General features: G+C 54.6%; 9 protein-coding genes and 1 pseudogene. 5 read left to right on the top strand and 5 right to left on the bottom strand.

What is annotated here, in order from left to right; all coding sequences use genetic code 11:
* The 4 genes and pseudogenes from DU29_RS0127530 to DU29_RS0127515 form a co-directional block, all read right to left on the bottom strand.
* A pseudogene (locus DU29_RS0127530) lies at nt 1-661 on the bottom strand (alpha-D-glucose phosphate-specific phosphoglucomutase); the annotation flags it as partial.
* A gap of 112 nt (nt 662-773) precedes the next feature.
* A complete protein-coding gene (locus DU29_RS0127525) occupies nt 774-2,174 on the bottom strand; it encodes an aminotransferase-like domain-containing protein (RefSeq protein WP_028624588.1) in 1,401 nt (466 codons plus the stop codon).
* Nucleotides 2,171-3,649: a hypothetical protein gene (locus tag DU29_RS0127520; protein ID WP_028624587.1), complete on the bottom strand. Its 1,479-nt coding sequence runs from the start codon at nt 3,647-3,649 to the stop codon at nt 2,171-2,173. Before DU29_RS0127520 ends, DU29_RS0127525 begins: the two co-directional genes overlap by 4 nt.
* Before the next feature lie 564 nt (nt 3,650-4,213).
* Nucleotides 4,214-5,236: a zinc-dependent alcohol dehydrogenase family protein gene (locus DU29_RS0127515; RefSeq protein ID WP_028624586.1), complete on the bottom strand. Its 1,023-nt coding sequence runs from the start codon at nt 5,234-5,236 to the stop codon at nt 4,214-4,216.
* 268 nt (nt 5,237-5,504) lie between these two features.
* Between DU29_RS0127515 and DU29_RS0127510 the strand changes: the two genes are divergently transcribed.
* The 3 genes from DU29_RS0127510 (at nt 5,505) to DU29_RS0127500 (ending at nt 11,597) form a co-directional block, all read left to right on the top strand.
* A complete protein-coding gene (locus DU29_RS0127510) occupies nt 5,505-6,419 on the top strand; it encodes a LysR family transcriptional regulator (RefSeq protein ID WP_028624585.1) in 915 nt (304 codons plus the stop codon).
* Between the two features lie 842 nt (nt 6,420-7,261).
* A complete protein-coding gene (locus DU29_RS0127505) occupies nt 7,262-9,925 on the top strand; it encodes an ATP-binding domain-containing protein (protein WP_028624584.1) in 2,664 nt (887 codons plus the stop codon).
* 580 nt (nt 9,926-10,505) lie between these two features.
* Nucleotides 10,506-11,597, top strand: a complete 1,092-nt coding sequence (locus tag DU29_RS0127500; protein WP_028624583.1) for a hypothetical protein — start codon at nt 10,506-10,508, stop codon at nt 11,595-11,597.
* A gap of 239 nt (nt 11,598-11,836) precedes the next feature.
* On the opposite strand, the gene DU29_RS1000000131915 is transcribed toward DU29_RS0127500, so the two are convergent.
* The gene (locus DU29_RS1000000131915; protein WP_328286364.1) at nt 11,837-12,358 is read right to left on the bottom strand and encodes a hypothetical protein; all 522 of its coding nucleotides are present in this window, start codon (nt 12,356-12,358) and stop codon (nt 11,837-11,839) included.
* Between DU29_RS1000000131915 and DU29_RS1000000133625 the strand changes: the two genes are divergently transcribed.
* Nucleotides 12,248-12,562, top strand: a complete 315-nt coding sequence (locus DU29_RS1000000133625) for a hypothetical protein (RefSeq protein ID WP_028624581.1) — start codon at nt 12,248-12,250, stop codon at nt 12,560-12,562. The two genes, DU29_RS1000000131915 and DU29_RS1000000133625, sit on opposite strands and share 111 nt — an antisense overlap.
* Nucleotides 12,563-12,785: 223 nt before the next feature.
* On the top strand, nt 12,786-12,951 hold a 166-nt coding region (locus DU29_RS01000000130580), incomplete at its 3' end, for a helix-turn-helix domain-containing protein (RefSeq protein ID WP_033051036.1).

Genomic DNA, 12,951 nt, shown 5'->3' with positions numbered 1-12,951 from the left:
CGATCACGTTGATCAGGTCAGCGACATAAGTGTTGAGGTAGTCGTGGCGATGGGTAGTGCTCGCCTTCAGCGCCTGTTCGTGGCTGATGCGTTTGACCCCGGCGAGCTTGTTGCCCAGCAGTTCGTTGGCCTTGGCTTCGATCCACTTGGTGATGTGCGTATCGGCCGGGCCACCGTTGGTGGGGTTGTACTTGTAACCGCCACTTTGTGGTGGGTTGTGCGACGGCGTAATCACGATGCCGTCCGCCAGGCCCGACGTGCGGCCGCGGTTGTAGCAAAGAATGGCGTGGGAGATAGCCGGTGTCGGCGTGTACTCGTCACCTTCGGCGATCATCACGGTCACGCCATTGGCCGCCAATACTTCCAGCGCGCTGGCGCCGGCCGGTGTCGAGAGCGCGTGCGTGTCGATGCCGACGAACAGCGGGCCGTCGATGCCTTGGGCCTCGCGGTACAGGCAGATTGCCTGGCTGATGGCCAGAACGTGCCACTCGTTGAAACTCAGGTCGAACGAGCTACCCCGGTGTCCGGAGGTGCCGAATGCCACGCGCTGGGTGGAAATGCTCGCATCAGGCTGACCGGTGTAATAAGCCGTCACCAGTCGCGGGATATCGACCAACAGTTCTGCTGGTGCCGGTTTGCCCGCAAAAGGACTGAGTGTCATGCAAAAACCTCTGGAAAAGAGTGGTTCAGGAAATGGAGCGCAGTTTACTGGCAGTTGGACCGCAACGCGACGGGATCGATCCACGCGGCCTCTGCGAGCATTAACGCGCGGCTTAATCCAGAGATTCCAGGCGCAAGGCATCGCCGAGCAAACTCACTGCGCTGGCAAGATCGTGATCGCCGCCAAAAGTATGGCTCAGGCGAAAATGCTGGCAGTGCAGCCCCTGCAGACTGAACAGTTCCCCCGGCGCGATGACTACGTGGTGCGTGAGCAGCCTTCGAAACACCCGCCGCGCGTCCACTTGGCGCAGCGAACGCACCCAGATCGTTGCGCCTCCCTGCGGCTCGACAAAGTGCAAGGCATCGCCCAGGCGCTCTTGCAACAGCTGCGTCATGTGGCCTTTGCGCTCATTGAGCAAGCGCCGTAAGACCTGCAAATGCTGATCGATCCGACCGTTGCTGAACAGCCGGGCAATAGCCTTTTGCCGGATCGGCGACAGGCGAAACGAGCGCAGCAAAAAATGTCGCTGGAAGGCTTCGCTGAAATGCCGTGACAGCACGTATCCGTAGGGCGCCTCGGAGCCGAGGATTTTTTCCAGGGTCGAGAACACGATCAGCCGATCCGGATTCAGCCAATCTCGAAAACGCCTGCCGCCCGCCTCGAATGCCAGTTCGCCGTGGCAATCATTTTCCACCACCCAGCTACCATGCCCTTCCAACAGTTGCGCGACAGCCTGCCTGTTCTCGTCGGGCGCCTGACTGCCATGCGGCATGCTGACGGCCGATGAAACCATCACCACGCGCACCTGCCTGTTTTCCAGTAACGCCTTGAGCTGATCGATATCGACACCGCCCTCAGGCTGCAGCGGCAATTCCAGCACATTGACCCCGGCCGTCTGGAACTGGCGCAAGATCACCCAATCACAAGGCGACTCGAGCAGCACCGTGGCATCTTTGAGGCCTAAAACCGCAATCAGTATTTCCAGGACGCCGCGCAGGTCTGCACCCACATACACGTCATTGGCATGCCAACAGCGCAGCGCCGAGGTGGTGTAGCGAGCGGCCAGCGCTGTGCGCAGTTGCAGCTCACCGCACGGTTGTAAAACCGTATCCGTCTGGCGCGGATACTGGCGCAGCAATTCCCTTTCCAGCAATAGCAGAGGACTGTCCAGCGGCTGCAGCAATGCCGGTTCATCGGCGCTTAAAACCAGCGACCCCGGGCGTCGGGTGCAGGCATACACCGTTTCCAGCAGGTCACGGCCGTTGTCCAGCGGATCGATCGAGGAGACTGGAACGGCGAAGTAGCCGGATTTGGCCACCGAAAAGACCCGCCCTTCTTTTTCCAGCAATGAATAAGCGTACTGAATGGTCGAAATCGACACATTCAACCGCTCCGACAACTGCCGCAGCGATGGCAACCGGACCTGCGTGTCGTTGCCCGGTTCGTTGATCAAGTGAGTGAGGTATCGATACACCGCTTGATAGGCAAAGTCGGTTTCGCGTGGTCCTTTCAACGTTTTACGGACCGTTCACCTGCCGCTGCTGTGTCGCCACCGCTCACGGGAGTAGCATTTTTCACGGCTGTCAGTTCAGGCGTGTGCCCGTAGACTTCGGGTGTGGGGCCCATATGATAAAGGGTGCCGATAAGGGCCACCGATAAACCGCTGACATCAACCATCCATTGCAGAATCTGATCCGGCACCGAGTAGCCTTGCATGGCCCGATGCAGGTCGGGCATTGCCACCAGCATCCCGGGATGGCACTGGCGCAGAAAACGCTCCAGTGCAGCGCCCCTTTCGTTGAAGGGAGCAAACAGCAGACAGACGAGTTGCGCTTCGCTCAAGCCCAGGTGCCGCTGTGCGTCTGCTGCTGCCTGCGCGCGGCGTTCCGATGCCCGAAGCGGATTACCGAAGGCTTCCCGAGCTTGATCGCACAGCCGCTCGGGCACTTGTCTGCGACGCATCAGCACCAGAGAGCGCTGCAGATAGTCGGTTACTCCTGACTCATAACTCCGCCCCTGCACGAAGCACGCATGCAGGCCCCGCAGGTGAGCCGCGATCGAGGGACTGACGCATTCGTTATCACTTAAATGGGCCGAGAGTTCGTCAGGTTGAAAACCGAGGAAATCGGTAAGCAGCGGCCACCGCTCTTCCAGATTGCTGACCAGTACCTCTTGAATGTCGACGAACGTAGTGCGACGACACGCTTCGAACTCTTCCGCCGGACGCCAGGGCGCTTGACCTTGATTGGTATAAAGCGCCCGATAGCAATCGTTGCCGAGCTCATCAAGCACGTCAAAAAGTTGTTCGAAGCCGTCGCTGCCAGGGGTGCAAATCCGCACCCCAACCTTGGCGGCTGCCCGTTTCAACGCAGTGATATAGAGCTTTTGCTGGCGCAGATTTTCATTGCAGACGAAAGCATCGACACCGCCCCGCCAGCGCGCGATCTGCCCGTAAAATTCGCCGGTGGCCAGGTAATAGTCGTCCCAGACATTGATCGCCTGGTCCCGCACTCGACGATGCCCCACCATCAACAGGTTGATGCGATTGGCTTCGCGCCCGGCATCGGAGATCGCCGCCTGCGGGTCGAAGGGCAAGACCTGCCGATCGTCTACCGTCACTACCTCAACGCGCGGGTCGTCGTGTAAAAACAGCGCGCTGTAGCTGCGCTGAGTGTTTTCCCGGGCTGTCAGGCTGATGCCGTTCAACCGCAAGGACGCCACGCGCAGTTGAAACGTGACTGGCGCGCGCCCGGCAATGCTCAACTGAGCCGCGCGTAGCATTGCCAAGGTGTAACAGCTGTCTCTGGTGCCGGTTTGAATCGTCAGCACCTTGTACTCGCCGATGCGATCCATGCCCCCGGCTGCGAGGACCAAACGCTGTATTACCAGTTGTAATGCCGTACGTTCCGCCCGCGAAAAATAATTCAGCAGGCGCTGGAGCACTTGTTGATAGACATAGTTCATCGCCTGGTCATGGATACTGGTCATCTTGTTTACCTGATGCTTGTAAGTTCTATATCACGCAATCAATGAAGAGCACTGCGCGGGGCATTGCCGGCCATCAATAAGTGCAGATCTTGATGGTTAAATGCTAACACTTAACTTGTGGGTTAATTATTCAGCGCGGCTGAACCTCGCCGAGCGCCCGCCAGACCATGAGCCACCTGAAAGCCCCATTTTACGGGGGCGCGCCCCATCGAAGCAGCGTCCTAGGAAATATCCCACAGCGTCCCACAGACAATTAGCACAAGAAATAAGGAAAGAAGTAGCAGAGGATATTCTGTAAACAACAGAGCGCTGTACGATTGTTCGCACATGCATCAACGTCACGCAGTCAAAAGTATCACCATGATACTCAGCCATGACTCATTCCTTGAGATGAAAGTAATCATTCAATTATCAAGGCTTGAATATTGATTAGAAGATACAGATGGTGAGCAAAAACCAGTTCAGTTGCTGAACGGTTTCACCAGCGGTGTCATGGGTGCCCCGCTGATGGCTTTACGACAGGCGAAAAAAAGTCCGTGCTGGCACGGACTCTTTAGGGGTGTTTCACGCAGGTTCGATCTGCAGCGCGACTCGTTCGCGGCATGGACACTCGTCCATATAGCGATGCGCTTCGACAAACTCGGTGAACGGAAATACCCGGGTTTTCAGCGGCAGCAGCACGCGGTCTGCGGTCAACTGGTTGATATCACGCAAGGCGCGTTGCAGTGCCACTTGGTCCTGAATGATGCCCAGTTCCGGTTTGCCAGTGAAATTGCCGATGCAGTGCACGAAAAACTGGATGTTCTTCTGGAACGCTGCACACGCCGGGAACGGCGTCTGGTTACCGCCCTGCAGGCCGTACAACACCAGGCTGCCGCGAGGCGCCAGCACATCACCGAGCAGTGACATCTGCGGGCCGCCAAGACCGTCAAAAACCACGTCAACGCCGCGGTTGTCGGTGATCTTGTTGATCCGCAGCAGCAGATCCTCTTCCTCGGTGACGATGACTTTCTCGGCACCCAGCGATAGCAGGTATTCGCGCTCATCGGCAGTCTTGGTCGCGGCAATCACTCGCACGCCCAAGGCTTTACCCAATTGCACAAACGAGGGTCCCGCACAGTGACTGGCGTCCGTGACCAAGGCAAATTGCCCAGGTTTGACCCGCGCCAGATCCGTATAACCGAAATAGGCGATCAGGAGCGGCGTGTAATGCACGCTGGCCTCAATGGGGCTGAGCACGTCCGGGTAGCGGGTCAGTGCAGTGCGCGGCAATACAATTTGTTCGCCGTAAACCGGATAATCGTTTGGGCTCTCGGCCGGAAAACTGGCGACCTTGTCACCGATTTCCAGGTCATCGACACCCTCGCCTAGCGCGGTGACGACACCGGCCATTTCACTGCCAAGACCAGATGGCAGTCGAGCATGGGACGACGCCAGGTTCTGACGCCAGAGCGTGTCATACCAGCTGATGCCAATCGCTTCGACGCGCACCTGCACTTCGCCCGGCGCAGGCTGAGCGGCCGCATGCTCTTCGCATTTGAGCACCTCGGCTGGACCAAACTTGTGAAAACGAATCGTGCGTGACATCGCAAACCTCGTCAAAGAAACCTCTAATGCCCTGAACTCTATATGGGCTTTGGACCCAAGACCATCAGTGGCTATTAATAGTCGACATGCCTGTCATTGATTCGCAACATCTGCGGCATCGTCAAAGTAGTGTAGGAAACCGCAGCTACCATTGTAGGAAATCTGAATTTACTCGGTGCAGAGTACCAGCCTTTGCCCGTAATATTCATGCCGGCCATTGTTCCCATATGACCGCCCCCGTCAAGCTTTGACTCTGCCAGGACACCAGATGAATCGTAATGACCTACGTCGTGTCGACCTGAACCTGTTGATCGTTTTTGAAACATTGATGCATGAACGCAGTGTGACCCGTGCTGCGGAGAAGCTGTTCCTCGGGCAACCGGCAATCAGCGCGGCGCTTTCACGCCTGCGCGGGCTGTTCGACGACCCGCTGTTTGTGCGCACCGGCCGCAGCATGGAGCCTTCGGCCCGGGCCGTGGAGATCTTCGCCCTGCTCTCGCCGGCCCTGGATTCGATTTCCACTGCGGTCAGCCGCGCTGCCGAGTTCGATCCAGCGACCAGCACCGCGGTGTTTCGCATCGGCTTGTCGGATGACGTGGAATTCGCCCTGCTGCCGATGTTGCTCAAGCGCCTGCGCGCCGAATCCCCGGGGATTGTGCTGGTTGTGCGTCGCGCCAATTACATTCTGATGCCCAGCCTGCTGGCCTCGGGTGAAATTTCGATCGGCGTGAGCTACACGCAGGACTTGCCGGCCAACGCCAAACGCAAGGTGCTGCGCCGCAGCCTGCCGAAATTGCTTCGCGCCGATACCGTGCCAGGCCCGCTGAGCCTCGACGATTTCTGCGCGCGGCCGCATGCGCTGGTCTCGTTCGCCGGCGACCTGAGTGGCTTTATCGATGAAGAGCTGGAAAAACTCGGGCGCAAACGGCATGTGGTGCTGGCCGTGCCGCAGTTCAACGGCCTGAGTACGCTACTCAGCGGCACCGACATTGTCGCGACCGTGCCCGATTACACGGCTGAAGCGCTGACGGCGGCGGGCGGCGTGCGGGCTGAGGACCCGCCGTTGCCGGTGCAGACTTTTGAATTGCACATGGCTTGGCGCGGGTCGCAGGATAACGATCCGGGGGAGCGTTGGTTGCGTTCGCGGATTCAGATGTTTTTTGGCGACCCGGACAGCCTGTAGGCCTTCGTGGGGCGGGCTGTTCATCTGATCATTTTTGCCTTTCCACAACCCATGGGGCTCCATTCACTTCCAGCGGATTGCTACATTGGGGGCACATCTGAGGGCATGCTTTGGATGGGATGAAAGGGATGCCCCCAGCCTGAGGTCGAACAGCCCCCTTCTCGAAAAAGTCATACGCTGCTGCTCCCAAACCGCCGTCCAGCGCTATCCAATCACCTCAGTTTGTAGACTTGAAGCGTTCTTCTGGCGCCTCTGAAATCCTGAGAATCCGTCCAGGAACGCCAACCACAGTGGTCGTTGGAAAGAAACAGTACGAGTAACCATGCGCCTGTCCCGTGACAACGGACGCCAAGAAGCTGGTTATCCAGCCTTCTGGGGCACTCCGGGCCTCAATAGGCCCGTCGTGATTATGCTGCGCTCTGCCCCCCAAAGCCTGATCGAAAATGAACCGATCCCTTGCCGGCGTGCTCGCCAATGACGATGAGTCATAACGAATACCAACTTAGAGACCTGGCCGAGCCACTAGCGCCGCACACTGCAAAGGCAAATAGATGCTGCTCGGGAGCTCGGGGCCCCGCTATCCCGCTTCACAACCATCACGCATTCCAGCAGCACATCGACCGATGATACCAAGCAGTCAACCTCAGCAGAGGTTGCCACCACTTCATTGGAAGACTCTCACTACATAGATGCACCCATTCATGGCAATCTGCTAGCAACCCATGCCGTGAGGATTTAGGATATGGGTTAACCGACAGACATCGTAATCTTGAGCACAGGAAGCTGCTCACTCGCACGCCTTGCCGCTCAGGTCACGCACATTCGAAACAGGGAGAGCTTCAATGAGTTCCAGTGATGTCTTGGAAATTGCCAACGACGCATTAGATTCGTTCCATCAAATCGAACAAATAGCTTCCAAGCAACTCGCCACTGGAAGTCGCGAGGCTTCTGAAGCCTTGGCAGTCGTCAATACCTTCACTGGCGCGGCAGCCGTAGAGCAGATTGCATCCATCTCTGACGACGTGACCAAATCGCTTGCTAGCCTCGCTCGAGAGCCAGCTGTCTCACGGATAGTAGTTGAGAACGACAAAGGCCAAGTTGAGACCTACTACATCTGCCGCACGACTGGAGGATTTGTCCTTAATCACGGCAAGCTAGCAGGCTACCGTTCACCGTTCGGTCGCTTGGCTGCTCATGGCGTTGGTGAGGACGTTGATCTAGAAATCGCGGGTAAAAAAGTCAGCTACCGGGTCTTGGACAAACTCGATCTGAAGCCTCAGAAGAGCGCTGAGCTCTGGGACTCAATCGACAGCATTTGGCGGCAAGAACGTTTAGCACCTCAGACGATTCCTTCTCTTCGTAAAGTTATCCAGCCGGATGACAGCAATGCCTTCTTCGCCATGCTTGGCGGTAAGTCCGAAACCGAGAAGATCCGGGAAGGTGTGCGTCACGAAATACGAAAGGCTATGGCCCTTCGAGACCAAGCGATTCTCGACAAATTCCAGGACGAAATCTTTCGCCTCTCAGTCGACCACCAGCTAATCATCCTAGGCCCTCCCGGGACAGGCAAGACAACCACCTTGATCAAACGTCTCGGCCAGAAGCTGGACTGGGAAGCCCTTAGCCAGGACGAACGCCTCCTGCTGGGCCCTCAGTCTAAGCGCTCGCGCTGGATGATGTTCACGCCTTCAGACCTCTTAAAGCATTACGTCAAAGAGGCCTTCAGCCGTGAGAATGTCCCGGCTTCTGACGAGCACATCAAGACCTGGAGCAAGCGCCGACATGAGCTGGCAAGGTCGACATTTGGCATCCTCAAGACGGGCAGCGGTGGCACATGCATTCTCAAGGAGGATCGCCAATTCGCCCCGATGGACATCAACGATGATCCGCGCCAGTGGTTCGCCGATTTCAAGTCACTACACCAAAGCCGCCTCCTCTCCTCCCTGAAGGAAGGAGCAATTCTGCTGAGAGATTCGGCTCCTAACCTAGTAGACGCAGTTGTGCACAAGCTGTTTGCCACGGTCGATGGGCTTCAGCCAGAAGGACTGCTGAGCGCCTATGCCGAGTGGAACAATCTCGAGGCGCGGATTGACCCTATGCTCAAAGCCAGTCGTGCAACCTCAGATAAGCTGATACAACAGCAAGGTAACCTTCTCCATAACCGGAACAATGCTGTCTTCGGGGAGATAGCCACCTTTCTCGAAGGCCTCGGCCAAAACGATGATGAAGAAGAGGATGGTGCCGAATTTGATGATGATAACGGAGAGGAAGGAACAGGCACACCCACGCATACCGCAGAGCTCAAAGCATTCGCAGCTTACCAACAGTTTCTCCAGACCTATACGCGTACTCGCTATCGCAATGGCAATCTAGGTAAGGCAAGCCGTGCAGCTCAAATACGAGACTGGCTTGGGGATCGAGTCCCCTCAGATGAATGGCTCAAAACGCTTGGGCGAGAGATGTGCTTCCAAAACGCACTACGGCGCTTCAGGAATGCATGGAGACGCTATGTACTTGACGTCCCTGCAAGCTACAGAGCATTCCGTCGCGACAGCGTGACGCTTGATCGGTATAGCTATCAGCGGCCAGAGCACGCTTCCCACATTGATGAGACAGAACTCGACGCAATTCTCCTCCTCATGCTTCGATCCGCTCGCGAACTCATCCGCCAAGATTTCGTGAAGCGGCATATCGACGAACCTCGCTTCACCGAGTTGGCCAGGATTTCGAGCCAATTCCTGCAGCAAGTCCTAGTGGATGAAGCCACGGACTTCTCGCTCCTCCAGCTTGCATGCATGGAAAGCCTGACTGACCCTGCCATTGAGTCGTTCTTCGCCTGCGGAGACTTCAACCAACGGATCACAGGGAACGGCCTCAAGCACTTGGATCAGCTCGAGTGGATCTCCCCTCGCCTCACGTCTCAGCGGATCAACACGGTTTATCGGCAGAGTCGCCTTCTGAACAGCTTTGCCATCAAGCTACTGCAGCATATGGATGGAGACACCAAAGCTGTAGGCAGCCTGCCAGAGCATTCCTCTCACGAAGGCGTTCAGCCGGTGCTAGGGGAAAACCTCCAGGGTGAAAGCGTCGTCACCTGGGTAGCAGAGAGAATCTTCGAGATTGAGGATCACATCCGCTCCAAAAATGAACCAGTGCCTACGATTGCCATCCTGGTCGCTTCCGAGTCGCACGTGAAACCCATCTCCGAAGCGCTTACCGAGAAGCTAGAGAGCAGAAGTCTGCTCGCAGTCCCCTGTGTCGATGGCCAGTCATTGGGTAACCAATCCGATATCCGGGTTTTCGATGTTCAACACATCAAGGGGCTAGAGTTCGAAGCAGTGTTCTTCATCGGGCTGGACGAGCTCGTCGAAGCAAAACCGACGCTGTTCGAGCGGTTCCTATATGTGGGCGCCACCCGGGCGGCGACTTACCTCGGCATGGTCTGTCATCAGAAGCTCCCACACGACCTGGAGGATCTCAGGCCGTATCTGGCTAGCAAATGGTGACAAGCTAAGCCACGGAGTGCCACAGATGGTAGAACCGGTGGACATCTGGGGCAGCTCCCCTATGTGATTATGCGTATTGTCATGTTTGCAAAAAAAAGGAGTCATTCTGAAAAATTGGGTTTGGGTATTACCACAAAAAGTAGTAGTTGGAAATTTTATTGTTGGCCGAAGAATCTTAAAAGTGACTGAAAAAAAAGAAATGCGCTCGGATAGCGTATGCAAAATCACGCTACGTTCAATGGAGCAAAAGTGGGAGGAAACCAAGCTTTATCGACCTGAAATAGCCGTCTAGAACCTTGTAAAACTGTTGTTAGGCTTGCCTGAGACCCTACTGGACAGCTAGCAGGATCTCACGTACATGGTTTTTCCAAACGCCGCATGTAGACTAGTTGTCATAAAAATTCTCTTTCGACTCAATCAGTTCACTGGTCTGCTTTTCGGGCTTATCAGATATCACTGCTTTGACCCAGTTGTTGAAGCTATGAACCGCCCTCCATCCAAGGTACTTGACTGGCATTCATACATATTTTCACATTAGATTGTGACACCATTGTAAAACACCATAACTATTGGAGTTACCATGCAACCCATCCGAACCACAAATCATATTGACTGGGGAAATTTTCTTGACCAAGACCACAAGAAATCCGATTTCATATTGGACTTCAGCATAGACGCAGGCTTTAGCTTTTCAACTGCGCTTATTTTTCGTAAATTCAACAAAACAAAACACCATCCAAAACCAATTGAAGCAAATTCCTTGACATCCCTCTCAAGACGAAGATTTCAGTTTGTCAACCTGATTTCCGCAGAAGGATTTCTAATTAAATCGATCAACATCCAGCAGCTTGATTCTTTATCGTACACAACTACAGACCCTTACCATATTGAGGCCTGCTTTCAGATACCTGATATTGACAACTCGAAACTTAAAGAAATAATTATTAGACGAGCAAAAGGTAATAAAGCAGAAGAGACCGACACCGCAATCGTTTTCTTGGTCGAGTACTTCTCCAAGCTATGCGAGTCACTGAAAGACCAAATAATTATGTTTATTGAACTATCCGGCTATTATGCCACATTCAAACCGTCGACTATAAATTTATACATCACACAAAACAAAAAAATATTAAGAATCATTCAGTCAGGCTCCAACTGCAACACTGCAGGCCAAAACCCTCTGCATCCAGGCCAACTAAAAAGTCAAACTATTCTAGAGATATACAAACACCAGATCGGCATCCCTGACGACTTGAGAAAACTATATCAAAAAGGAGTACATTATAAATTCCTGGAATTCCATGAAGAAAGCCTACTGTGCTTTTACAAAATCATTGAAGACATATTCAAAACAGAATCATTTACTAAAAAATTATCGCACACCTTATTCGAAGTTGACGACCCCAAGGTCGCCTCATCAATAAGAGGAAGCAGCCAAAGGACGGTAATGATTTTTATATATCAATATCTAGTGAAAAACTCTAGAAAAAATACCACCGAAGAGAAACCACCAGAAACAAAACTTCTTCTGGATCTTATCAAACTCAGCAACCTTCGAAATGATGTTGCTCACGGCGTAAAAAAGGTAAATATCGATGCACACTCACTACAACTGGCCCAAGAAATAGCACTTTTTATGATGAGTGCTCTCCATAACAAAAAACACTCGTAGAGCCCAAAAGAGTTACATAGATACGAAACCTCAGCGAGGCAAAATTATTAATACTCTCCCAAGAGAATCTAAAAATTTAATTTCTCACCTAGATATAAATCCCATACCTGGTGGCGTTATTTACACCTGCCGCACAACGGTATAGCGTGGCACACCACCCTAATATCAGAATATCCGCTGACTCAATCGCGAACCGTCCTTTTCTCCGATGAAATAGATTGGCATTACTCGTTCCTGCCCTACGCGATCAGATTGAGTAGACCCTCGACCATTGACTTGTCCGATATGGCAAGGAGATCGAGATGGAGGCCGTCCTGCCGCATGAGCGCTACGAGCAGGCAGGCAGTGAATGTCCAGAAGGGAGAGCCTTCTGACAGATTGTATCCGTCGATCATGGCACGAACACGCTCGGCAATGGGTGGGTAGTCATCATTTCCCCAGCGCGCTTGTGGAGGCGTCATGGCGTGGACGATGATTGCTGCAAGCGAGATCCCCATTGCCCGCTTCTGTGCAACTTGTGCAAAGCTATGACCTTCGGATCGGGCATATTGCGCAAGATTGCTCATCATCATCTCTCTCGCCCAGGTGTCGCAGGCCATCTCCTCCTCATAGCCTGGGGCGGGAGCGTGCCCGGCGGCACGGAACATGACGTGTCTCAGTTCGTGAAGGAGTGCGAAAGCGAATGCCAGGCCGACAAGGTCAAAAGCCACCATCTCCTGCACACCGCACAAACTCGTGCGATCAGCGGTCGGCAATGGGATGTCTTGGGGCCATTCGATGTCGGCGGTGGTGTCTGCCGACCGGAGCGCAATGGCAGCGGCAATACGTTGCTTGAAGTTGAACTCGAACTGGCCCCGCCCATGATCGGCCTTCAGCGCGACTTCGAGAGAAACGCCAGTGCTTGTGGCGAGGACCAGCGCTGGAGCGTAAACCTCGATCGCGCGCTAGGCGGAAAAGCCCAATAGCCAGAAAAAGTCGACCGTCTTAATATCAAATTTGATCCGCTTGCTCGTCGCGTTCAATGTAAGGCCTTTCCCGCCAGCAGCGACTTCGACGGAATGGCGATGGTCGGTCCAAAGCTTGCAAAGCTCATTGCCCTTCTCAGGAACGGCGCCTCGCAACAGGTTAAGCAAGGCGGCCGCAAAAACTGAGTGCAACACCTGACCTTTCCGGTACGGTGCTGCCACTATGTCCTATCACGAACTCAGTATCCCCGAACGTGCGACCCTTCAACTCGGCCTTGCCCAAGGTTTCAGCCAGCGGCGAATTGCCCGGATGCTCGGCCGCTCCCCCTCGACCATCAGCCGGGAGCTGCGCCGCAACCGGGCCCCTGGCACCCGCTACCAGGCCTGTG

Origin of the sequence: Pseudomonas sp. Ant30-3 (assembly GCF_000690905.1) — a bacterium.
GTDB lineage: Bacteria > Pseudomonadota > Gammaproteobacteria > Pseudomonadales > Pseudomonadaceae > Aquipseudomonas.
The sequence above is the reverse complement of the archived record's forward strand: the minus strand, read 5'-3'. Positions and strand labels throughout refer to the sequence as shown.